The organism is Parabacteroides sp. (assembly GCF_977054455.1).
In genome coordinates this window covers 66,853-91,312 of the sequence record NZ_CDRTCT010000012.1, presented here as the reverse complement: position 1 = coordinate 91,312, position 24,460 = coordinate 66,853, and the positions used below count along the sequence as shown (strand labels likewise).

General features: G+C 48.1%; 21 protein-coding genes and 1 pseudogene. 5 read left to right on the top strand and 17 right to left on the bottom strand.

All coding sequences use genetic code 11. The annotated features are described in order from the left end of the window. The first annotated feature begins 31 nt into the window (after positions 1–31). Positions 32–766, top strand: a complete 735-nt coding sequence (locus tag ACW6QF_RS07790; RefSeq protein ID WP_456087384.1) for an HAD family hydrolase — start codon at positions 32–34, stop codon at positions 764–766. Between the two features lie 49 nt (positions 767–815). On the opposite strand, the gene ACW6QF_RS07785 is transcribed toward ACW6QF_RS07790, so the two are convergent. From ACW6QF_RS07785 to ACW6QF_RS07750, 8 genes and pseudogenes are all read right to left on the bottom strand, one after another. Beyond that, a complete protein-coding gene (locus ACW6QF_RS07785; RefSeq protein ID WP_298554948.1) occupies positions 816–1,703 on the bottom strand; it encodes a sugar phosphate isomerase/epimerase family protein in 888 nt (295 codons plus the stop codon). A gap of 97 nt (positions 1,704–1,800) precedes the next feature. Next, the gene (locus tag ACW6QF_RS07780) at positions 1,801–2,997 is read right to left on the bottom strand and encodes an ABC transporter permease (protein ID WP_456087383.1); all 1,197 of its coding nucleotides are present in this window, start codon (positions 2,995–2,997) and stop codon (positions 1,801–1,803) included. 12 nt (positions 2,998–3,009) lie between these two features. After that, complete coding sequence (locus ACW6QF_RS07775) at positions 3,010–4,188, bottom strand: ABC transporter permease (protein WP_456087382.1); 1,179 nt, start codon at positions 4,186–4,188, stop codon at positions 3,010–3,012. 18 nt (positions 4,189–4,206) lie between these two features. Continuing rightward, complete coding sequence (locus ACW6QF_RS07770; RefSeq protein WP_298554939.1) at positions 4,207–5,214, bottom strand: HlyD family secretion protein; 1,008 nt, start codon at positions 5,212–5,214, stop codon at positions 4,207–4,209. Between the two features lie 25 nt (positions 5,215–5,239). Beyond that, positions 5,240–6,625, bottom strand: a complete 1,386-nt coding sequence (locus tag ACW6QF_RS07765) for a TolC family protein (RefSeq protein ID WP_456087381.1) — start codon at positions 6,623–6,625, stop codon at positions 5,240–5,242. A 214-nt stretch (positions 6,626–6,839) separates the two neighbouring features. Continuing rightward, complete coding sequence (locus tag ACW6QF_RS07760) at positions 6,840–7,439, bottom strand: Crp/Fnr family transcriptional regulator (protein ID WP_298554933.1); 600 nt, start codon at positions 7,437–7,439, stop codon at positions 6,840–6,842. Positions 7,440–7,441: 2 nt separating this feature from the next. Then, entirely contained in the window at positions 7,442–8,347 is a 906-nt protein-coding gene (locus ACW6QF_RS07755) for a hypothetical protein (protein WP_298554930.1), read from the bottom strand. A gap of 97 nt (positions 8,348–8,444) precedes the next feature. Beyond that, a pseudogene (locus tag ACW6QF_RS07750) lies at positions 8,445–9,620 on the bottom strand (mechanosensitive ion channel family protein); the annotation flags it as partial. Between the two features lie 221 nt (positions 9,621–9,841). Here ACW6QF_RS07750 and guaA (ACW6QF_RS07745) point away from each other — a divergent pair. Together guaA (ACW6QF_RS07745) and guaA (ACW6QF_RS07740) are read left to right on the top strand one after the other, a co-directional pair. After that, positions 9,842–11,362: a glutamine-hydrolyzing GMP synthase gene (guaA, locus tag ACW6QF_RS07745; protein ID WP_456087380.1), complete on the top strand. Its 1,521-nt coding sequence runs from the start codon at positions 9,842–9,844 to the stop codon at positions 11,360–11,362. 57 nt (positions 11,363–11,419) lie between these two features. After that, positions 11,420–12,727, top strand: coding sequence for a glutamine-hydrolyzing GMP synthase (gene guaA, locus ACW6QF_RS07740; RefSeq protein ID WP_298554924.1), 1,308 nt, complete (start codon positions 11,420–11,422; stop codon positions 12,725–12,727). Between the two features lie 222 nt (positions 12,728–12,949). Here the strand turns inward: guaA (ACW6QF_RS07740) and ACW6QF_RS07735 are convergent, their stop codons facing one another. The 9 genes from ACW6QF_RS07735 to ACW6QF_RS07695 all read right to left on the bottom strand — a co-directional run bounded on the left by ACW6QF_RS07735 (position 12,950) and on the right by ACW6QF_RS07695 (position 22,500). Next, positions 12,950–13,639 carry a putative polyvalent protein kinase domain-containing protein gene (locus ACW6QF_RS07735; RefSeq protein WP_298554921.1) on the bottom strand — a complete coding sequence of 230 codons (690 nt, stop codon included), beginning with the start codon at positions 13,637–13,639 and terminating at the stop codon, positions 12,950–12,952. Positions 13,640–13,752: 113 nt separating this feature from the next. Further along, entirely contained in the window at positions 13,753–14,310 is a 558-nt protein-coding gene (locus ACW6QF_RS07730) for a sugar O-acetyltransferase (protein WP_456087410.1), read from the bottom strand. Between the two features lie 11 nt (positions 14,311–14,321). After that, on the bottom strand, positions 14,322–15,020 hold the full coding sequence (locus ACW6QF_RS07725) for a 16S rRNA (uracil(1498)-N(3))-methyltransferase (RefSeq protein ID WP_456087379.1): 699 nt from the start codon (positions 15,018–15,020) through the stop codon (positions 14,322–14,324). A gap of 49 nt (positions 15,021–15,069) precedes the next feature. Further along, the gene (locus tag ACW6QF_RS07720; RefSeq protein WP_456087378.1) at positions 15,070–16,392 is read right to left on the bottom strand and encodes a NupC/NupG family nucleoside CNT transporter; all 1,323 of its coding nucleotides are present in this window, start codon (positions 16,390–16,392) and stop codon (positions 15,070–15,072) included. Beyond that, positions 16,389–17,021, bottom strand: coding sequence for a bifunctional nuclease family protein (locus tag ACW6QF_RS07715; RefSeq protein WP_456087377.1), 633 nt, complete (start codon positions 17,019–17,021; stop codon positions 16,389–16,391). The genes ACW6QF_RS07720 and ACW6QF_RS07715 overlap by 4 nt, the downstream gene beginning before the upstream one ends. Positions 17,022–17,291: 270 nt before the next feature. Beyond that, a complete protein-coding gene (locus ACW6QF_RS07710) occupies positions 17,292–18,092 on the bottom strand; it encodes a M48 family metallopeptidase (RefSeq protein WP_456087376.1) in 801 nt (266 codons plus the stop codon). An 8-nt stretch (positions 18,093–18,100) separates the two neighbouring features. Beyond that, entirely contained in the window at positions 18,101–19,021 is a 921-nt protein-coding gene (locus ACW6QF_RS07705) for a DUF5106 domain-containing protein (RefSeq protein ID WP_456087375.1), read from the bottom strand. Positions 19,022–19,234: 213 nt separating this feature from the next. Next, positions 19,235–21,223 carry a PorE family type IX secretion system protein gene (gene porE, locus ACW6QF_RS07700; RefSeq protein ID WP_298554901.1) on the bottom strand — a complete coding sequence of 663 codons (1,989 nt, stop codon included), beginning with the start codon at positions 21,221–21,223 and terminating at the stop codon, positions 19,235–19,237. 56 nt (positions 21,224–21,279) lie between these two features. After that, positions 21,280–22,500 carry an S-adenosylmethionine:tRNA ribosyltransferase-isomerase gene (locus ACW6QF_RS07695; protein WP_456087374.1) on the bottom strand — a complete coding sequence of 407 codons (1,221 nt, stop codon included), beginning with the start codon at positions 22,498–22,500 and terminating at the stop codon, positions 21,280–21,282. A gap of 332 nt (positions 22,501–22,832) precedes the next feature. Between ACW6QF_RS07695 and ACW6QF_RS07690 the strand changes: the two genes are divergently transcribed. Both ACW6QF_RS07690 and ACW6QF_RS07685 read left to right on the top strand, forming a co-directional pair. Continuing rightward, complete coding sequence (locus tag ACW6QF_RS07690; protein WP_456087373.1) at positions 22,833–23,909, top strand: DUF2027 domain-containing protein; 1,077 nt, start codon at positions 22,833–22,835, stop codon at positions 23,907–23,909. A 2-nt stretch (positions 23,910–23,911) separates the two neighbouring features. After that, positions 23,912–24,379, top strand: a complete 468-nt coding sequence (locus ACW6QF_RS07685; RefSeq protein ID WP_456087372.1) for a CYTH domain-containing protein — start codon at positions 23,912–23,914, stop codon at positions 24,377–24,379. Positions 24,380–24,460 lie beyond the last annotated feature (81 nt).

Here is a 24,460-nt window from a genome sequence, read left to right as displayed (position 1 = left end):
AAAACTATCTATTAGTAAGCGTAAAAAAGAAATGATCCAAGAAGCAATCACCCGATATCTGCAAAAGCAGCAACAAACTTTCCTTTTTCCCAAGGCCGTACTTTTCGATATGGATGGCGTCCTATATGATTCCATGCGTTTCCACGCCCGGGCCTGGTACGAAACGGCCACACACCATCAGTTGATCTCCACTCCGGAACTATTCTACCTGTATGAAGGCCGGACGGGTGAAAGCACGATCAACGAGTTGTACCAAAAGACTTTCGGGCGGGATGCGACCGAAGATGAAAAGAAGTCCATCTACGAAGAAAAAGCGGTCTTGTTCAATCAATATAACGACGGAAAAGAGATGCAAGGAGCAGCCGAGGTATTGAAAGCGGCAAGAGCCTCCGGCTTGCAAACACTTGTCGTAACCGGGAGCGGACAACACAGCCTGCTGGACAAGCTGGAACATACCTACCCTGGCTATTTCAAACGGGAAAAGATGGTGACGGCCTTCGACGTGAAGTTTGGTAAACCCCATCCCGAACCCTATCTGATGGGATTGGAAAAAGCGGGCGTCAAAGCCCATGAAGCCTTCGTCATAGAGAACGCCCCGATGGGCGTACAGGCAGGAGTAGCAGCCGGGATTTTCACGATAGCGGTCAATACCGGACCATTGGATAACCGGGTTTTGCTCGACGCCGGTGCCGACCTGCTTTATCCGAGCATGACGGCTTTAGCGGAGGATTGGGATAATCTTATAAATGCGATCAAGAACTCTTAATAAATTTAGGGAGGTTGTGACACCTCCCTAAAAAACTTATAAGAACTTCTTACTTCACATAATCCGCCTTGTTCAGGAAATCATAGCTCTGCTGGACGCTGGCAACCGGATCGTTCTGGGTGTACTGTTCGACTTCGACATACCAGTCTTTGATATTGTTAGCATACATCTGGTCGAAGATTGGCTTGAAGTCCATCTTGCCACTGGCTCCGATTTCCTTTTCGTCTTTGATATGGACCGCCTTGAATTGGCTCGGACGGTTCTTCAGGTAAGCAACCGGATCACCACCGCCTTCCTGTACCCAATATACGTCCATTTCGAAGAACACATGGTTCGGGCTTACATTATCCAACAAGAAGTCGTAGATCAACTGGTCCTCGATTTTGCGGAATTCAAAAGCATGATTATGATAACCGAATGCGATGCTGGCAGCCGCCGTCTTATAGCCGACGGTATTGAAATAGTCGCAATACATCTTCAAGTCGTCCAAAGTCGTCTGGTCGGTAACCGGCATCCACGGTTGAACCATGTATTTGACACCTAATTCATTGTGGGCATCGATAGCCTGATCCCACCAACTCATCACTTCGGCTTCTTTTTCCTTCGTGAATGCTTGACCCAAGTGGGCGCTCGTGCATTTCATACCCAGGTCGTTCACCATCTTCTTGAACTCGGCCGGAGCCAAACCGTAGATCTTGCCATTGTCATAGCTGGCTGTTTCAAGATTCTTATAGCCCATCTTGGAAGCCGTTTCCAACACCTTCTGGATCCCTTCTTCTTTTACAAGGTCTCTTAAGGAATATAGCTGAAGCCCGATATACTTGGAGGACTCGGAAGCTGACGCTTTACCGGCACAAGAAGATAACAACTGAGGCATCACCATACCCCCTGCGAGCATTAACGAAGCCCGCTTTAAAAACTCACGTCTGTTCTGCATAGTACTAAAAAATTAAGTTTGCTTTGAGAATTTCTACAAAAGTAAAACTATATTCGGTGGATTCTAACATAATAACGTTAAAATCATCAAAACGGAGTCATGAATTTTTTCTTATTTGGAAACGGTAGATCACGCAGGCCAGTAGGAAATAGACGCCCGCCTGAATCCATAACACATGATATTCATGCGATACCTCGTTCAATGTCGCTCCGCAAGTATTGATGCGGATGAATCCCTGGATGCCCGGCGTCGAGGGGAACAGATACCCTACGACCTGCCAGAAAGGAGGGATCGCTTCTTTCGGCCAGGAAACTCCGGAAATGAAGATCAGGATCACGGACGTAAAGACAAACACCAGCATGGGCGCCTCGCGGGTCGTCATGAAACCGGACAACGTCATGGCAAAGAAGATCGAGGCAAACAGGTATGGCAGGATGAACAACAAGATCGTGACCGGATCGCCCACCTGAGGCAGGGAGAAGAGCTTCGGCACGACGGCCAACACCCAGATGCAGACCGGCACATAAATCAGGATATATGTCAGAGACTTGCCCAACACGATACGCAAAGTCCCGTTAAAATGCCGGTCTGCCGGGACAAGGCCATGGGAACGGTTCTTCTCGCGTGCCGTCCCTCCCAACATGCCGATCCCTAAAACCAACGTTTGTTGGATGACCAAAATCAGGATGGCCGGAACCAGGAAGCTGGCAAAGCCGTTTTGCGTATTGAAGAGGGTCACGGACTCATAGGGGATCGGGTCGACCGTTATCTCCTCCTGCTTCGCCGACGCACCCGGAGCGTTATGCATCCGTATTTCTTTCCCCAGATCGAACGACACTTCCGTTGCCGCCAACAAGAACGCCTTATAAAACAAAAGGCTGCTCATATCACAATACAAAGGGACGGTCGTCTGCCTCCCCGCATGCAAATCCTTGCTGAACTCGGCCGGGAAATAGAGGATCCCATAGGCTTCCTTCCGGTCCAGCATCCGCCGGGCCTCCTCCATATCCGTCCGGACGGCGACCACCTTGACATCGGGCGTAGCATTCACACGACGAGTAAACTCGCGGCTCAGATAAGTATCGGACTGATCCACGACCACCATCTTCGCCTCGTGCACCACTTCGTTATTATAAATAAAAGAATAGAGCAACGGATAAGCAAAAGGCACCAGGAAAAAGAAGATCAGCACGCCTTCGTCCTTGAAGACGTTTTTCAGCTCGTCCTTCCAGATGTAAAAGATATCCAGGATCCCTTCCTTGATCATATATCGTAAACGATGTTCTCTTTTCATTGCTTTTCGGTTTTACGGAATATATTTAAAGTACAACAACGCCTTCTTCAGGTTCCTTCCGATCAGGAAAGGCAAAACGAGAAAGCCCGTGAGCCAGGCATATTCGGTCCAACTATAGATGAAAGGCCTTCCGTTCAAAGCCTGGTCGACATAGATCAGGAAATAGTGCCGGAGCGGGAACAGGTCGGAGAGCGCCTGCAACGTAGGATCCATCCCCAACACCGGGAAAGAGAACCCGACGATGGAAAAGGCGATCATCCCGAACAGGCAAGCGAAGCTCAGTCCCAAGCGGAAAGTCGGCAACACACCGATCATGAAAATCCCGACCGCCTGTGAAGCGATCACCAACAAGAACAAGGCCGACAACATCGGTAGCCAGCCGCTATTCAACGGAAACGAATTGAACCCGTACAAGGCCGCCGCATACAAGAATGCCACGATCGTAAAAACCAGCGTATGAGGCAATAGCTTTCCTATGAGGCTCACCGTAAGCGAGTTCCCTCCCATCTCCAACCATTCGCGGGCCGTCGAGTATTTGATCTCGGAACCGATGCTCAACACCGTCACCAGGAAAATCATCAATTGCAAGACACCAGGCAAAAGCGTGTTGTTCAGATAGACCGAATAGTTAAGCCACGGATTCCCGATCGCGTGCGTGTCGATCACGATCGGCTGGAGTTGCGCGCGCGTCTGGGCTTCGGTATAGCCATGCGCCAACCCCGTTTGAAGACCGACCGAAGCACCAGCCAAGACCGACATGGTTTTCATATCCCGGAAGAGCAGGGATGCGGCAATAAGATAAGTCCCGTTCGTATAGAACGACAACTTAGGCTGCCGGCCTGCCGTCGCATCCACGCCGAAATCCTTCGGGATATAGAAAATGCCGTAGACTTTCCCTTCCTGCATCGCCCGGCGGGCTTCCTCGAACGAGACGGTCGTCAGCACCACCTTCGTCTGTTCGAAAGCATCCAACTGGCGGACCAAGTTGCGAGAGTTGGAAGAGCCGTCCAGATCGACAACCGCAACAGGCATATCGGTCGGCAAGCCCTCCCGCATCAACGAAAGGAAAAAGACCACACAGATAGCCGGAGCCACCAACATGCAAAAGAAGTAGACCGGGTTCTTGCTAATCCTGGATACCTCACGCTTTGCGATTGACAATAGACAATTGGCAATTGATAATTGACTCATTGATTTATTTTTCAATCTTTAATTCTCAATTTTTAATTTCTTAATGACCGACATTCCAGGACGTAAGTCAGCCACTTTTTCCACCGGCCGGGCACGCACCTCGAATGTCTTGGAGTCGAACTGCCCGTTCGTTTTCGTCGCTTTCCAAGCGGCGTATGTCCCCATATCCTTCATATAATAGACTTTCAACCTGACCGGCCGGTTGTCCAACGCCGGAATAAAAGCGTCTATCTCGGAGCCGACCTTAATGTCTTTCAGAAGGTCTTCGCGGATGCTGAAGGTCACCCACATATCGTTGAGGTCAATGATATTCATGATCGGTGCGCCCGTACCGACCAGTTCGCCCACTTCCGGGAAACGTTCGGACACTTCGCCGTCGATCGGTGAGACGAGAGCCGCTTCCTTCAGGTAGGATTCCACTTCGGCAACCGCTCCCCCGGCCTGTTGCACAAGAGCGGAGGCGGCGGCCTTATCTTCCGCACGGGCTCCGTCCACGGCCATGTCATACTGGGACTTGGCGGCTTTCTCGGTAGCGATCATCGCCTTGTAATTGGCTTCCGCCTCATCACGTTTCTGGGCCGACATGACCCCTTTGTCGAACAAGTTTTGCACGCGCGTATATGATTTACGGGCAATATCCAATCCGGCCTTCGCCTTTTGCCACATCTCGTATGCGCCGGCGATCTCCTGAGCGCGGGCTCCCTTGACAGCCTTTGCTTGCTGGGCTTCGGCGGCACGGCGCACGGCCTCCGCCTGCTGGAGCTTGGCAAGGACTTCGGGCGTATCCAGGAAGACAAGCGTGTCACCCGCCTTCACCTTGTCGCCTTCACCGAAACGATAGGCTTCGATCCGTCCGGGCACTTTACCGGAAATCCGGACTTGCGTAGCTTCCGCCTGTCCCATGATGATATCGTCCGGCGGTGTCAGCAAAAAGAAACCGGTTAATGCGACTAATCCGACCACACCTAAGAATGTAATAAATGCCAGCAGCATGTTGTTGATCGAAAACTTCTTATCCTCGTTCATAAGAGTATGTATTATTTTTTAATTTTTAATTCTCAATTTTTAATTTCCCCATCGCTTTTGTCAAGTAGACCTCCGTCAGCCTCACCTCTATCTGCGCATCTATCAGGCTGGAACGCGCCGACACCCAGGCTGTCTGGGCCTGCATCAGGTTTAGGGCCGGGATCACGCCTTCCTCGAATCCGAGGTTGGCATGGCGAAGGTTCTCTTCCGCATTCTCCATATTGCGGGCGGAGGCGGCCAGCTTCTTGTTCGCCTCATTGACCTTGTAGACGGATTGGTTGACCTGCAATTCCACCTTCTCGCGGGCATCCTGCCACTCCAACGATTTGATGCGTGTCTCGGCACGGGCCGAATTGCGTTTATAGCTTCCCTCCCACCAGCCGGAAAGCGGCACTTTCACCATCACCCCGAAATTGAACATCCCGGCAAATTCGTTCTTAAAGCCGTTCATGGAATTAGGATTCGTGACCAAGTAGTTCGCCATAAATGCCACATTCGGCAACATATCCGCCAAGACGATCCGTTCCTTGCGTTTATAAATCTTGGTCGCCAAGTCGAGGCTCCTCAACTCGCTACGGTTCATGAAGGCCTCATTCACATCGGCAGCCGTAACGGAGGGCTCCGTCGGGAAATCTTCCATATCCTCATCGGCCAAAGCAAGCGGCTCTTCCAATGGCAACCCGCATATCTGTGCCAATAGCATACGGGAAAGGGCCAGCCCGTTATCGACCTTCGTCTGCGCCATCTCGGCTTCGTTCAGTTTGACTTTAACGGAGAGCCCGTCGGCTTCGGTCGCCACTCCCTCGCCGATCATCGCCGTCATGTCGTGATCGGTCTTGCGGAGCAAATCGACATAGGCGTCGGCCAGCTTCTTTTTATTTACTAAAGAAATCACCTGCCAATAGGTTTCATCGGTTTTATAGATGACATCCTGCAATTGCCGGTCATTCATCGACTCGGCCAATTGCTTGGCGTACTTGGCGATCTGGTTGTAATTGATAATCTTGCCCCCCATAAACACAGGTTGCACGAGTGAAACGCTTCCGACCCAGATATTCTGGATGTCGAGGTGTTGCAAGTCGTCCACCCCTTCCGCCAACTTCCCGAACACCGGCAATTGGGCGATCGGTCCGAGAGCCCCTCCGATAGAAGAGCCGAGTGCCCCCATATCCAACAGGTTGATATCTTTCTGGTTCCACATATACGCACCGGTCGCCGAGAGCCCGGGAAAGTATTTGGTGAAAGCGGCGTTTTTCTCATAACCGGCCATTTTAATCTTTTCTCCCGAAATCTTCAGCTCTTTGTTGTTCCGGATAGCCATCTGTCGGCATTCCTCCAATGTCAACGTACGCCCGGCACTTGCATAGCCCGACGAAACCAGTAACGCGACTAATACGACGAATCTTTTCATCTCTATCTTGTTTTATTCGGATTCTTCTCTAACGGTGCAAAAGTACGGGTTCGCTTTAAATATAAAATTGAACTAATTCAATAATTCGTTTCCTCCTGATGAAACCTTTGTTTCCCGCCGATGAAAATATAGTTTCCCGCCGGTGAAAACATAGTTCCATGCCTATGAAAACATAGTTCCATGCCTATGAAACTTTTTTTCCCCGCCTATCGGTTCAGGTGAATGAAAGGACTTTCCGCTTCAGCTTGCAGTACCAGGCATTGCTGATCCCCATATAATGGGCGATATACTTATCGGGAACCCGGTTGATCATCCAGGCGTAGTTCGTGTAGAGAAACTGGATGAACTCTTCCGCCGTGGAGGAGAGGCGGACGGCCAACAATACATCCAATTTATAGATGATCATCAACATGATATTCTGATAATAGGAAGCAAACAAGGGGTAACGGAACGAAAGGCTCTCGATATGGTCGCGGGAGAAACAAAGCAACTCGCCGGCTTCAAGCGCCTTGATCTCGAACTCGGAAGGCTGCTTGGTGAAATAGCCGATGGCGGATAGGAACGGAAACATGTTGTCGGCCGCAAAGCCGGTGACACATTCGTTGCCGTTCTCGTTTACATACAGATTGATGAAAAGGCCTTTGTTGATGAAATAGGCGTCCTGGCACAACTCGCCCGTACGCAACAGGTAATCTCCTTTCTTCACGGAGATCACCTTCGCATGGTTCTCCAGTTCGCCGAGAAAAGCTTCATCGCGGGCGAGGGCATCCGGAAGGTCGGCAAGTAGTCGCGCGAAATGGACATCCGTTTCCATCGCTATTTTTCGAGTGTGAAGCTTTTACGGCCGATCAAATTGCCATCCGCAAATATATCGACCCGGTAGGTGCCCGGAGAAAGGAACTCTTCGATATTCCAGTACATCGTAATTGGCAATTCCTCTCCGTCATATTCGACCATCTTCTTCATGGAGTAATTGATTTCTTTGCCTTCGAAGGTAAAGACATCGGCACGGCTCTTCAACAGGATATCATCGTCCGGCTTCATGATGCGCACATAGATCGTCTTCTCTCCGACCGGGGCCGTAATGTTCTTGCCGATCCGGAAGTCAACGACAAATTGTTCCATCTTCTTGATCACTTTCGCCTTCTTTCCGCGGCCATTGACAGGAGTCACATTGATACCCGTCGCATCCAGCCGGCTTGCCAAGGTGACGCGTTCCGTCAGTTTCTCTTTTTCCTTTTTAAGCGTGGTAGCGGTGGAGGAAGCCTGTTTGTATTTCTTTACCGCTTCGTTCTTTTCCACTTTCAACTGTTCGTTGGCACGGTTCAGGGAGTCGATCTGAACTACATAGTTACGCATGATCTTACGCAATGTCTGCAATTCCTTCTTCAGGCGGGCAATCTCTTTCGTATTTGTCGCCTTTACGGTACGAAGTTCTTCCTGTAAGCGTTGTACTTTGGCTTGCTCGGTAGACAATAGATTCAGTAACGAGTCGTTACCTATATTAAATTTATATCCTTCATATTGGAGAGACAATTCGTTAAATTCATCTTCCAATGATTCCTTGTCCAGGACATAGGCCTGTTCCAAGTCTTCCATCTGCCGGTTCTGATGGAAAATATAGTAGGCAGCACCGGCGATAATCAACAATAACACAACCACTGCCATGATCAGCAATGACATCTTATTTATTTCTTTTGTCTCTTTCTTTTCAGCATCCATACGGTTACGATTAAAAATGAACACGCAAAGGTAGTATTTAATAAGTTGCTAAAAAAAGGCGGACGGTTTATTATACTTTTTTTAAGAAAAAAGAAGATCATCCTTTCGTGGCAACCGGCTTCTCCTCTTTAGGGACCGTAGAAGCGTTGCCGTTACGGAAAGCGGTGTAGTGGGGAGATAAGATCTCGACATCGGCAGCCGCAAATTGATCCTGGATATTCTGGAAAAGTTCCGAATACAACTGGTTGAGCTTATCGGCATCCTTGATATAAGCATTGATCTGGTAAACGGGATAAAAGTCGCTCAGGGAAGTTTCCAGGACAAAGGGTTCCGGTTCGCTGCTCACGCCCGGCGTAGCTTTTGCCGCATCGGTCAACAACTGGTGGACTTTCCGCCAGGGCGTATCATAGCCGATCGTCACTTCTGCATGGATAATCAATCCCAAGTCACGCGCCGACTCGCTATAATTGGTGGTATGGGAAGACATGATAAACGAGTTAGGGATTGTCACCAGCTCGTTCTTAGGCGTACGGATACGGGTGACCAACGTTGTTTTCTCTATCACGTTCCCGACCGTATCATTCAACTTTATGCGGTCTCCCAATTTGAACGGGCGCATATAGGTGATCACAAAGCCGGCAATGATATTGCCGATCACCGTACTCGACCCCAACGAAACGATCAGGCCGACAAAGACCGACACTCCCTGGAACACCCCCGAATCGGCTCCCGGCAAATAGGGATAAATCATCGCGATCATAAAGGCGTATAGCAGGAAACGGACGATATGGTAGGTTGGCGACGCCCAGTCGGGATAGAAACCGGATATCTTCAGCTTCCCTTCAGACACCTGGTCCGTCATATATTTAAGGATACGCACGACATACCGGATCACCAACACGATCACGATGATGGTAAAGAGATTGGGCAAATAATTGACAATACTTTTTCCGATGAATTCCAGCGGCTTCCAAACATAAGAGAAGAGCCGGGACGCGAAATTCTTTGTTTCCGGGAAAATAGAGAACAGGATCGGAACCGTAAATAACAATTGTAATACGATCAACAGCCAACGTATCATATTGGCCAGAAAAATCAAGAGCTTCACCTGCTTGTCGGTATCCAGCAGATCGTAGCCGTGAAAGGAGATCGACTTCAGCCGCGTCTCTTTCAGGGAAGCAATCTTCTCCTTGGCCTTCCGGTACACAAACGAGGTCAGACCGATCAGGGCGGACTGGACCAGAAGAATCGCCAGGAAATACAAGACACGCTTTATTTCCGAATCTTCCAACGACAAAGCTTGCATTTTCTTAGCCAAGCCGTCTTCCGCCTGTAGGAAAAAGGGAGATGAGAGCAATGACGCTGATAAAAAGATAATCCGTTTCATTTTTTGTGACCTCTGATTGAATAATACTATAACCTGATGCCTCAAAAATGGTTCAAGTTTCGAATATTATTCCTACCTTTGTGCCACTCAATTAAATAATAATTTGCATGCACGAGAAACTTATTATTCTTGATTTCGGCTCGCAAACAACTCAATTAATCGGGCGTAGAGTCCGTGAGTTGAATATGTATTGCGAGATTGTCCCCTACAACAAATTCCCCCATGATGCTACAGACGTAAAAGGTGTTATTCTTTCCGGAAGTCCCTATTCCGTATATGACGCCAATGCGTTCAAAGCCGACTTGAGTGAAATACGCGGTAAATATCCCGTATTGGGAATCTGTTACGGAGCCCAATTCCTGGCCTACACATCCGGCGGAAATGTCGAACCGGCCAACTCACGCGAATACGGACGTGCCAACCTCTCGTATGTCGCGGGCACAGACGAATTGCTGAAAGGCATCAATGTCGGTTCACAAATCTGGATGTCTCACGGAGACACCATCACGGTCCTCCCCGAGAACTTCAAAGTAATCGCCAGCACGGACGATGTAAAAGCAGCCGCCTATCACGTGGAAGGCGAACCGACCTGGGGCGTACAATTCCATCCTGAAGTGTTCCATTCGACCGATGGTACTAAATTATTAGACAACTTCCTGAATATCTGCGGATGTGCCAAAGACTGGACTCCGGCCTCCTTTATCGAATCGACCGTTGCCGAACTGAAAGAACAGTTGGGAGATGACAAAGTAATCCTGGCACTTTCCGGCGGCGTGGACTCTTCGGTCACGGCCGTCTTGCTACACAAGGCGATCGGCAAGAACCTGACTTGCATCTTCGTCGATCACGGCCTGCTCCGTAAGAATGAATTCGAAAACGTGTTGAAAGATTACGAGCACTTGGGACTGAACGTAATCGGAGTCGACGCCAAAGAGAAATTCTATAAGGAACTGGCAGGTGTCAGCGAACCTGAAAAGAAACGTAAGATCATCGGCAAAGGGTTTATCGATGTGTTCGACGAAGAGGCCCACAAGCTGAAAGACATAAAATGGCTGGGCCAAGGCACTATTTATCCGGACGTAATCGAATCGCTATCCATTACCGGGACCGTTATCAAGAGCCATCATAATGTAGGCGGCTTGCCTGCCAAAATGAACCTGAAGCTGGTCGAACCGTTGCGCCTCCTGTTCAAAGACGAGGTACGCCGTGTCGGTATGGAACTGGGTATGCAACCCCACCTGATCAAACGCCATCCGTTCCCCGGTCCCGGCTTAGGCATTCGTATTTTGGGCGATATCACACCGGAGAAGGTACGGATCTTGCAAGATGCCGACGATATCTATATGTCGCTGATGCGCGAATGGGGCTTGTATGACAAAATCTGGCAAGCCGGAGTGATCCTCCTCCCGATCCAATCCGTAGGTGTCATGGGTGACGAACGTACTTACGAAAACACGGTTGCCTTGCGTGCCGTAACCTCGACGGATGCCATGACGGCCGATTGGGCACAGCTCCCTTACGAATTCCTGGCGAAAGTTTCCAACGAAATCATCAACAAGGTCAAAGGCGTAAACCGCGTTGTCTACGACATCAGCTCCAAACCGCCTGCAACGATCGAGTGGGAATAAGAATCATAAAGGAACGGAACATAAGACTAACTTAATATAATTTAAAGGAGATATATAATGAAGCAGGATATGATCATTATTTTAGATCTGGGTAGCCACGAAAACACGGTGCTGGCCAGGGCGATCCGTGCATTGGGTGTCTATAGCGAAATCTATCCGCACGACATCACGGTTGAAGAACTCAAAGCGCTTCCGAATGTAAAAGGCATCATCATCAACGGCGGTCCTAACAATGTGATCGACGGCGTTGCCATCGACGTGAACCCGGAAATCTATTCGGTTGGAATCCCGGTTATGGCCGCCGGCCACGACAAGGCTCTTTGCGAGGTGAAATTAGACGAGTTCACAAACGACGTTGAAGCCATCAAAAATGCAGTAAAGTCATTCGTGTTCGACACTTGCAAAGCCGAAGCGAACTGGAATATGACGAACTTCGTCAACGACCAGATCGAACTGGTAAGACGCCAGGTAGGCGATCGCAAGGTATTGTTGGCGCTTTCCGGCGGGGTCGATAGCTCGGTCGTTGCCGCATTGCTTCTGAAAGCCATCGGCGACAACCTGGTTTGCGTGCACGTCAACCACGGCCTGATGCGTAAAGGCGAATCGGAAGATGTCGTTGAAGTCTTCAAGAACCAGTTGAACGCAAACCTGATTTATAAAGACGTTACCGACCGTTTCTTAGATAAACTGGCAGGTGTCGCCGATCCGGAAGAAAAACGTAAGATCATCGGTGGCGAGTTCATCCGTGTCTTTGAAGAAGAGGCCCGCAAGTTGGACGGCATCGACTTCTTGGCGCAAGGTACTATCTATCCCGATATCGTGGAAAGCGGCACAAAGACAGCCAAGATGGTAAAATCTCACCATAACGTAGGCGGTCTGCCCGAAGATTTGAAATTCGAACTGGTCGAACCGTTACGCCAATTGTTCAAGGACGAAGTTCGCGCTTGCGGCCTCGAATTGGGTTTACCTTACGAAATGGTCTTCCGCCAGCCGTTCCCCGGCCCGGGCTTAGGAGTGCGTTGCTTAGGCGCTATCACACGCGACCGGTTGGAAGCGGTTCGCGAAGCGGATGCCATCTTGCGTGAAGAATTCCGGAAAGCCGGATTGGACAAGAAGGTTTGGCAATATTTCACCGTTGTGCCCGACTTCAAATCCGTAGGCGTGCGCGACAATGCCCGTTCTTTCGACTGGCCTGTCATCATCCGTGCCGTCAATACGGTAGATGCCATGACGGCTACTATCGAGCCTGTCGATTGGCCTATCCTGATGAAGATTACGGACCGTATCCTGAAGGAAGTCAAAAACGTCAACCGCGTTTGCTACGATATGTCTCCGAAACCCAATGCGACAATCGAATGGGAATAAGATAAAAAAGGCCGTGCCGAACAAAGCATAGCTTTATGACAACAAACCCTATGTATTAGCCTCCGTAACCCTATGGGTTAGGTGACGTAATGCATAGGGTTTTACTTTACAATACGCTTTGTACGGAAAAAGATAGTCAAACGTCCCATTTATCGCTTGATAATCTTGGCTACCCGGTTACTTGTCCGAACGAAATAGCATGCTTATATGCCACATTAATATTTATCCGTTATTTGAATACTTAGGAGATTGGCTTTTATAAACGGATAGATTCATTTCATCAGACTTATAAATAATCGTATCGATAAAATACAGACCGCCATCTATCCCCACAAGCACATTATTGGGAGAGGCATCGAATATGTCGTACTCTCCATTCGTATAATACTCTCCATCCATTTCCGCATGGAATCCGAGTTTCAAAAATTCATTGTGAATTTCATCTTCTGTAGCTTCACGCCCAAAAATAACATACTTTTGAGCTAACAACGCACACACATTTCCTTCTCTATTCGTAGAAAACCCCATGAGCACATAGTTACAATCCGGAAATAACCTCTGTTGGGCTTTCAACCGAAAGAAAAAGGGAGAAAGATTATCATCCGAATAGCGAAAATCATTGAGTTTATATATAAACTGGCTATTCCCTTTTGACAAATAAACTTCATTCTCGGAACCCCGGTCCACAAAAGTTCCCAACTCATCCATTGAATCAACCCAACAGGCATTTTCAATGGCCCACTCTTTCAATCTTGCAATTTGGACTCCCTTGCAAGCCGTTGTTCCCGTAAGTGACTCAAGTGTTTCAAGCACTCCTCGTGCGAAAGTTTCAGCTTTTTCCAAGAGGCCATCGACTTGAGTTTCTCGATAGTTACTTTTTTGTGATATTCGTTGAGATAGACTTCCATTCATTACACATTTATTGGTTTACCCACAAATATAGAGATTTTCTCTTAATTCCAAAGGAAATGGATAAAAATAAAATACCCGATATCAATGCGTCTTGCTTGCAAAGAAGCCTGCTTCTACCCGATCTTCCTGATCACCCGGCAAGGATTCCCTACGGCGAGCGAACAGGCGGGTATGTCTTTTGTCACCACGCTACCGGCTCCGATTACCACGTTATCACCAATTGTAACACCAGGGAGGATGATCACTCCGGCACCGATCCATACATTATCACCGATCGTGATCGGGTAAGCATATTCCAGTCCCTTGTTGCGATCGGATGCGTCCAAAGGATGTCCTGCCGTATAAATGCCGACATTGGGGGCGATAAAAGCATTATCTCCTATACGGACCTTTGCCCCGTCCAGTATAACCAGATTGACATTCGCATAAAAATTCTCCCCTACTTCTATGTTATACCCGTAGTCGCAGGCAAAAGGAGGTTCGATGATCAGGTTCTCCCCGGTCTTCCCCAAAAGTCTCTTCAGGAGTTCCATCCGTCCTGCCTGCTCTGAAGGACGTAAACGGTTATAATCATAAAGCAATTCTTTTGCACGCTCACGATCCGCCAATATTTCCGGATCATAATTGGCATCGTACAACAGGCCGAGACGGCATTTTTCTTTTTCGGTCATTGTGTTTCTTATCATTGATTCAACACATGTATCGTATGGCAAGCGACCAATGCCGCCGTTTCCGTACGCAAACGGCTCTCGCCTAATGAAATGGGTTCGAATCCCTGTTTTAGGGCAAGCGCTATTTCTTCGGGACTGAAATCTCCTTCCGGACCGATCAGGACGAGTGCGTTTTCACCCGGATGATACGTTTGTTTCAAGAGAGGTTTTACCCCTTCTTCGCAATGGGCAATAAACTTACGACCGTCAAAAGGCTGGCTGACGAACGTACGGAAATCGGTCATCCCGTTTAGTTCCGGCAAAGTCGCTTTCTGTGATTGCTTCATTGCACTGACCAAGATCTTTTCCAAACGGGCAGGCTTAATCTCCTTCCGTTCGGAAAAACGGCAGTTCAGGCAAGTGATGGCATCGATGCCGATCTCGGTCGCTTTCTCCGCAAACCATTCCATACGGTCCATATTCTTGGTCGGAGCCACTGCTATATGAAGATTGAAGTTCCATAAAGCAGGCTGTTCCCACTTTTCCAGGATATTCACTTCGCAATGTTTAGGATGGGCACGGCTGATTGCCGCTTTAAAAAAGGAACCTTTGCCATCCGTCAATAAGATCTCGTCGCCTTCAGTTAGCCTGAGTACACGAATACAATGCCCGGCCTCTTCTTCCGGAAGCTCCGGATTCACGGCTATATCCGGCGTATAAAATATCTGCACTTGAATAAATTAAAAGTTGAAAATTAAAAATTAAAAGATTTCCCCATTGTCAATTGACAATCAACATCATTCCTATAATCGTAGCCGAAAGTACCGATACCAACGCACCGCCAATCATAGCCGGAAAACCGAAACGGGTGATCAGTTCCCTCTTTTCGGGAGCCAGCACGCCCATTCCTCCCAGCAAGATGCCGATAGACGAGATATTGGCAAAACCACATAAGATATAGGTAGACATTAAAATAGATTTCTGAGACATGAACAAACCGGCATCTTTCCATTCCTGTAGCTGGAAATAAGCCACAAACTCGTTTAAAATGGTTTTCTGTCCCAACAAGGAACCGACCAGCATCACATCCTGGTAAGGGACACCGATCAGCCACATAAAAGGAGACAGGATCACTCCCAATATAAACTGGAACGTCAATCCCTGGGCCTTCCCGTCCGTAACGGAAACGATCCAGCCATTCAGCCCGGTATAGCGTCCGATCACACCCTCCAGGATATAATTGGCAAGTGCGACCATCGCTATGAACACAAGCAACATCGCCGCGATATTCACCATCAGGCGTACACCGGTCGACGTTCCGGCCGCCAATGCGTCCAAGGCAGTGGAATGCTGTCCGATCTTCTCCATCTTCACCAAGCGGTCGTCGACCTTTTCTGTCTGCGGACAAAGGATTTTAGCCAGGACGATAGAGCCCGGAGCCGCCATCAGCGACGCCGAGAGCAAATGCTTCGCAAACAAAACCCTCGACACGGGATCACCTCCCGCCAACATGCCGATATAAGTTCCCATCACCGTTCCGGCTATCGTCCCCATCCCGGAAACCATCACCAGGAATATTTCCGACCGGTTCATCGCCGGCAGATAATTCTTGATCAAAACAGGCGATTCCGTCATTCCCATAAACACATTGCCGGACGTGACCAGTCCTTCCGCTCCGGAAATATTCATGAACCGCCGCAGCACCCAGGAAAACCCGCCCACTACGCGCTGGATAATCCCCCAGTAATAAAACAGAGAAACCAGGGCAGAGAAGAAAATCACCACAGGAAGCGAGTTCAACAAAAAGATAAACCCTTCACTTTTGGTTACCAGCGGCCCCAAAAGAAAAGCGACCCCGGACTGGGTAAAATCCATCAACTTGATAAAAGCCTTTCCCATCCATTCCAGGACGATCCCGACTACCGGAACATACAACACGGCAAGGGCAAAGACAAACTGCATAAACAATCCGCCCCCCACCAGTTTCCAATCGACCCGTTTCCGGTCGTAGCTCATCAGGTAAGCCACCCCCAAAACAGTAGCAATACCCAGAATACCACGTAAAAAAGATTCAAGACTAAAACCAAGTTGTTGTTCCATCATCTGGCCCCGCCCTCCTCTTCACGGCGTCGTATTTCATCCTTGTACATCTTTGCATACTCGTAATTCTCGTCGGAGATCGCATCGTCCAAACGGTCCGACAATTCATCGGCATCCAAAAGAGAGAGCCACTTCTTCAATTGAGCTTCATCTTGTATTTCTTCCGGCTCCATAGCCAGAATGGAATCATCACTATCCTTATCGACCTCTTCCGCTGCATCTTCAAGCACGACTCCACATCCGCGGACGATCTCGAGTGTCGTATAGATATCGCATTTCACGCGCAAAGCGATAGCGATAGCATCGGAAGTACGTGAATCCAAGCGGATCTGTTTTATTCCATCCTCAAAAAGCAGTTCGGAATAAAACACGCCATCTTCAAACTTATAGATGAAAATCTCACACAAACGAACACCGAATGCCTGTGCAAAGGTCGCAAACAAATCATGCGTCAAAGGGCGAGGAGGCGTGATACGTTCCAAAGCGATCGCGATTGACTGGGCTTCCGACGTTCCGACAATGATAGGTATGCGGCGAACGCCATCTTCTTCCGCCAGGATCAAGGCATAAGCGCCAGACTGTATCTGACTGTTCGTTAAACCCTGCACCCGTAGTTTTATTCTTGTATCCACACTATTTAGTTTTTTAGTCAATACACAAAAGTAATATTATTTCGGAATCTTAAAAACTTTCGAAAGGAAAGAAAAGTACAAAGGGACTAAAAAAAGAAAAGGTTGTCATCACGACAACCAATCTTCATTGCTAACCTTAAATCTAATACCATGAAAAACACAGTGCAAATATACGAGTTTTATGTTATTCAGCATAGTTTTACGGCAGAATATTTAAGTTTTTAGCATTATTTTAACCTGCAAATCTCCTGTTTAAAGGTGGTTAACAGTTTATTGCTGATTCTTTGTGTACTCATCCGCTTTTTCTTTCATCCTTTCGACGCGTTTCTGTGTTTCGGGATGGCTCGAAAACAACTGGCGGAACTTGGATGACTTGGGAGTTTCCGCACTTAGTTCCAAGAGCTTGTTAAGCGAATTATACATACTATAAGGATCGATACCGTTCGCGATGCTGAACTCAAAGCCGTAATCGTCCGCCGCATTCTCCTGCTTTTGCGAATACTGTGCACCGGCAAGCGTTTCGGCCAGGCTCCCCAATTGCGAATCGGTCAGCTTGGCAGCCGTATTGTTGGCAGCCCCGACAGCATTCTTGGCGGCCGAAGTCAGATAAGCCTGCTTCATGGCGTCTTTCGAATCCGTATGTAAAACATGACCGATCTCATGACCGATAACGGCCAGCACTTCATTATCATCCATAATCTTCATCAAACCTCCACAAACACGAACACTCCCGTCGCCGCAAGCAAACGCGTTCACGTCGATCACATTATACACCTTAAAATTCAGATCGAGACCTTCGACCTTGATATCTTTCGTCAGATTTGCCAAACGCTGTCCCATCTCCGTTTCCGGTCCGGCAACCTCATTATGCGTATCCATCCACTGGATATACTCGCGAGCCATGGCAGCCACGTCCTCGTCCGACAAAGTCACCGCTTTTACCGCATCGGATGCTGCATTCACTAATTTTTTAGTATTGATGGATTTACCTCCGATTTTAAACTGAGCCGAAGCATTCAGGCTGACTCCGGCAACCAAAGCCATTGATAATAAAATAGTCCTTACTTTCATATCATTTGTTATTGTTTTAAATAATTCTCTACCTGATTGAATGTCACATCCTTCAACACCACTCTCTTATCCTTGTCAAGCAGATAAAGGGTCGGTATTGCCTTCAGATCATAAACCTCGTCATTTTTCAGACTCACCGTACTGTCATAAGAATTGATCCAGCTTGCAGGCATATAAGAAATATGGTTTTTCCAGGCCTCCAGGTCCTCGTCCGGATAAACGGCCAGGATCTTAAGCTTGTTATTCTTGATCCGCTCCGCCACAAGCGGCGAAGCAGCGAGCCGGTCCGTAATTTCCTTACAGGCATGACAATCCGGATTATAGAAAAACAAGAGCAGATAATCGGCTTTCGTATGATACAAAGTTCCTTTCTTACCGTCCGCCAGCGTGTACGTGAAATCGGTTGCCGGTTCTCCCACCCTGTTTTTAAGAGCCAATTCGAGCAAATGAGCCGGACGTATCTTGCCGACCTCATCCAGGACCGGAGCTTCCAAAACAGCTTCCAGCACATAAATATACAAAGACTCATCCCTCATGGGAGAATTCGGATCATAGAGATACTTTTCATACAAACCGGCAAAATAGGCAAACATAGTACTGTCTGCCGACGCTTTATGCATCATATCCTTAATAGAAGAAGCAGCCGCCTCTGCCGGGACATATTTCATCATATCGATATAGTTGGAAGTCGCCTGCTCCGTTATTTCCGGGAGATGGATCAAAGTCGTATCCGTAAAATCGAACTTATCCCAATAATGTTTTACCAGGTAAGCGGCGCGTTCCTCCGGTTCCGTAATGACACTGGGGACAGAAACCATTTGAAAAACACGTTCTTTCGTGTTTCCTGCTTCCGTTTTCTTCGTCTGTTGGCCGTTGCAGGCGCTAAAGATCAATGTAAAAAATAATAGGCAAAGCATTCTTATTCTCATAGTATCTTGTTTTTATTCGTTACAAAGATATGATTTATCAACAATTAAAAAACCGGAGGAACAAATAATTAACGATCTCATCCATAAAAGTAAGAGGTTATCCGAAAACCGGCGGGCTCATTCAGAAAAAAATGCCGGTGCTCTATAGATAACCTCTTACAGGCTACAGGTTGAAATTCGAGGTCCTTATATCTTTTTACCTTAATTGATAAATCAAAATAAATTATAGTTCGTCCGCAAGACTTTAAATTCCGTCCGACGGTTTATCTGGTCTGCAATCTCCTGCTGTTCAGGAGTCAGTTTTTCTATGAATTCTTCGGTCAGGACATCTCCTTCATTCAGGAAATCATAACTCTTGGCCATCTTCTTATTGATTGTTTTAGGAACGCTTTCGCCATACCCTTTGGCCTCAAGCCGGTCTTGGGCGATCCCTCCGGCAATCAGATAGTCGACAACCGACTGTGCCCGCCGTTGCGCCAACCGTTCGTTGTACTGTTCCGAACCTTTCCGGTCGGTATGCGCTCCCAACTCGATCGTGACGTTCGGATTGTCGTTCAGCATCTTGATCATTTCGTCCAACGCCTTCTTCGATTCCGGACGCAAAGTCGCCTTGTCGAAATCATAGAAAATATTTTCGATCACGACAGGTTTACTGATCGGGGAAAGGAAAAAGTCCACGATATATGTTTCGTTCTTCTCCTCCGGCCCTGTTTTCAACTCAAAATTCTGATTCAAGTATCCGCGTGCGCTTGCCATCATCACATAGCGGATATCACGTTCCAGTTCAACCCTGTACTTACCGTCTTTCTTGGCCAATACTTTTTCGTTCAGACCGTCCTTGCCGACAATACGGACCGTTGCGTCTTCTATCGGGTTCTCGTCCACATCCGACACGATGCCTTCGATAAAGATAGTGATAACCGGCAATTCGAAGGAATACAAATGGTCATACCCACGCGCGTCATTGCGGTTGGAGCTGAAAAAGCCGCTTTCCTTATTTCCGGCAAACGTAATGCCGAAATCATCGCCGGCAGAGTTGATCGGCGCTTTCATATTCTCGACGTTCCACTTGCCCGTGCTGTCCAAGGTGGCTTTGAAAAGATCCAACCCGCCCATTCCCGGATGTCCGTCGGAAGCAAAATAGAGCGTCACGGAATCCCGCACATACGGAAACATCTCATCGCCCGGTGTATTGATGTCCGGCCCCAGATTCTCCATCGGGCCGAAGTCGCTCCCCATGACACGCGCCCGAAACAGGTCTTTGCCTCCATAGCCGCCAACGGCATCCGACACAAAATACAGATACTTGCCGTCCGGCGATATCGAAGGGTGGCCGAGAGCCGTCACCGAATCTTTTACGATATTCGCCCTGGTTCCTTTTCCCCATTTGGCACTGCTGCGGGAAGATATATAGATTTCAGAAGTACGCGGCCCTTCCGGATCCTGTGCGCAATAGGTGTAATACATCGTATTCCCGTCTTTGGAAAAAGAAGGCGTTCCCTCGTCAAACTCGGTGTTCACCTCGTCTTCGAGTTCGACCGGAGCCAGCCAAGCTCCATTCTCGTCCTGCTTTACCAGAAATAAATCGTTGTTACGCTGTCCGGTGATGGCACTATTCGTTTCTTCCTTATCTTTCCCGGCTCCTTTCGGGGTACGGGTAGAAGCAAAATACAGCTGATCGTACTTTTCACCGTACAACATCGGACTGAATTCGGAACGGCGGGAATTAAACTTGTCCATCCGCTTCACCGTATAGCGGGTCGGCGACTGTTTCCATTTCACGGCCTCCTCGCAACCGGTCACGCCGTTAAAGGCCAATACGCTGCCCGGTTCCGCCAGCAGGTAGTCGTTGTAATATTTGACTGCTTCCCCATAACGTCCGCTCTTCTGGTACATCTGCCCCAGGCGAAGATTCACGATACTGTCCGGATATTTGTACCTGAGCGCGTTCATATAAGCGCTGGTCGCACGCGGCGTATTGTTGATCAAACGGTTACATTCCGCCATCCTGAAAGCGATATATCCACGCAAGTCCCGCTTGGCAGGAGGAGTCTTCGTATATACTTTCCGGTAAATGGCCGCCGCTTCAAAATATTCGCCGATACGCTGCTTCTCTTCCGCATCGCTCAACTTCGCTGATTTACAGGAATACAGAAAAGACACTGCCAAGAACAGGAACAAATATGGGGTAAATTGTCTCATTTGCTATAATCTATGTTTTATATAAACAGGATTATGTACTATTTATTGTATGATCATTACAACAACAGCGAGCTGTCCCCGTAACTCAAAAAACGGAAATCATGCCCCAAGGCATAATCATAAATATTTTTCCAATCCCCTTTCACAAAGGCGGATATCAGCAACAGCAACGTGCTTTTCGGTTGATGAAAATTGGTCACAATACCGCGCACGATTTTAAATTCATAGCCCGGAGCGATAATGATCCGGGTAGCCGTCACTAACTTGTCCGCTTGGTGCCGATCCAGATAATCCAGGATATTTTGCAACGCTTCATCAGCCGTCAACCTATTATTCGCCTCTTCATAAGGCATCCACTGTTTGACGATCAGTTCTTCGGCAGTGGCATCCGGATTCGAAGCCAACGTGACACCCATATAATAAAGGCTTTCGAGCGTACGGACCGAAGTCGTGCCGACTGCTATAACCTTACCGAGGTTATTCTTGATCCGTTCGATCGAACTCCGGCGTACCGAGATAAATTCGGTATGCATCTCATGTCCTTCGATCGTCTCGCTTTTCACGGGTTTGAACGTCCCCGCCCCGACGTGGAGCGTCAGTTCTTCCCTTCCGATACCACGTGCATCGATATCTGCCAGGACCTCCGGCGTAAAGTGCAAACCGGCTGTCGGCGCAGCAACCGAACCTTTTATCTTGGAATAGACAGTCTGATAAGTCTGCAAATCGCTTTTCTCGGTTTCGCGGTTCAAATAAGGAGGAATCGGCAAAACGCCGGCAGCATCCAACAGGTCGGCAAACGTACAAGTCGGATGATCCCATGTGAATTCAATCAGATGGCTATCCCCGCAGGTTTGCAATTTTTCGGCTTTCAGCACAACTGTCTCGCCATCCAACAGCACTTCCTTACGCAGAACCCCTTCTTTCCACTTCTTAAGGTTGCCGACCAGACAAGTCCAACGGCAACGTTCGGTCTGCTGGAAAACCAAAGCATAATCATGCGGCTCGACCGGTTCCAGGCAGAAAACCTCGATCTTCGCACCAGTCTCTTTCTGAAACAGAAGACGCGCCTGGATCACCCGCGTATTATTGAATACCATCAGGGAACCTTCCGGCAGGTAATCCGTAATATGCTTGAATATACTTTCGCTGACTTTTCCTTCTTTATATAATAAGAGTTTCGACTCATCCCGTTTAGGTAACGGGAATTTGGCGATCCGCTCGTCAGGCAGCGGATAATCAAAATCTTCAATGCGTATCTGTTGCGTCTTTGTTGTCATGACTTCTTAATCTCTATATATGCCTGCAAAAGTACAAATTAATATTTTCCACCATCATAATCAGAAGCTGTTTTTCGCCCTGTACCACAAACTCTCATCGGCATGAGAAAAAAGTTTCTCCCGTATGAAAATAAAGTTTCCCGCAAGTGAAAATTTATTTTCATGCTCAAGAAACTTCTGAAACTTTTGTTTCAATCTGAAATTTTCTTTGAAACAAAAATAGTTGACAAGCATATCCCCCCAAAATATCAAACCAGAAAATATCAACAAGAACCGGGATTACTCTTCAGGATTTACTATTTTTGTGGCAAATAACAAAAGTAAATCGCATTATGAGTAACATAAAAGTAGGAGACAAAGTGCGTTTCCTGAACAGCACCGGTGGAGGTGTCGTTCGCAGTTTCAAAGGGAAAGACCAGGTTTTGGTGGAAGATGAAGACGGGTTCGAAGTGCCGGCGCTGATCCGCGAATGTGTAGTCGTAGGAGACAGCGAGATGCAGGTACACAGCTCCCGGCGTTCACCGCTGCCTTCCGTGGCACAGGCACCTGTCACGCAACCCAAGAAACCGGAACCCCAACCCGAAATGGAAAAGGTAACAGAGACCGCGGAAGGCGAACGGCTGAATATCTACCTGGCTTACCTCCCGATAGAGCCTGCCAAGGTGATGCAGGGAAGCGGCTATGAAACCTATTTCATCAACGACAGCAATTACTATCTGTTCTTCAATTATATGAATCGCCAAAACAACAGCTGGATCAGCCGATATAACGGCATCGTGGAACCGAACACACAGATTTTCCTGGAAGAATTCGGCAAAGAAGGACTGAACGACTTGGAACGTATCTGCGTGCAACTGATCGCTTTCAAAAAAGACAAACCTTATTCATTGAAGAATGCCATTTCGGTAGAACTCCATCTCGATACGGTCAAATTCTATAAGCAACACTGCTTCATGGAAAACGATTTCTTCGATGAAGATGCGATGGTCTACCCGATCGTGCGCCAGGACATCCCCGAAAAAGAATTGCTGATCTCTGCTGCCGAACTCCAGCAAGCCATGCAGCAGAAGGTGCACGAAGACCGCCGTGCTCCCCAAACGATCGTCAAGAAGAAAGCGACCGACAGCTCGATTCTGGAAGTGGACCTGCATATCACCGAGCTGCTGGACAACACCAACGGGCTGAGCAATGCGGACATGCTGAACTACCAATTGGAGAAATTCCATGAAGTGCTCGCCAAATATGCCGCCAACAAAGGACAGAAAATCGTCTTTATCCACGGTAAAGGCGACGGGGTACTGCGCAAGGCAATCGAGAAAGAGCTGAAAACAAGATACAAACAATATTATTACCAGGATGCCTCTTTCCGTGAATACGGCTTCGGGGCGACGATGGTAACAATCAAATGATCATGGCGACTGAAATTGAAAGGAAATTTCTGGTAAAAGGGGATTTCAGCAAACAAGTTTCCAAATCCGAACGTATCGTGCAAGGATATATTTGCTCGCAACCCGGACGGACGGTACGGGTACGCATCCGGGGGAAAGAAGGATTCCTCACGATCAAGGGCGCATCGGACGAGAAAGGGTTGAGCCGCTACGAGTTCGAGCAGAAGATACCGCCCGCGGATGCGGAAGAACTGTTGAAACTCTGCGAACCCGGTGCCATCGACAAAGTGCGCAATCTGGTTCCTGTCGGAAAACACACTTGGGAAGTCGACGTCTTCCACGGCGACAACGAAGGGCTGATCTTAGCGGAAATCGAACTGGAATCCGAGGACGAGCCTTTTGAACGGCCTGACTGGGTCGGACAAGAGGTCAGCGGAGATCGTCGTTACTACAACTCGATGTTGACAAAACATCCGTATAAACAATGGTAAGATGTATGATTTCAGATTTATGATTTATGAAAACGATAAAGTCATAAACCTGAAATCATAATTCATAATTCATAAATCATC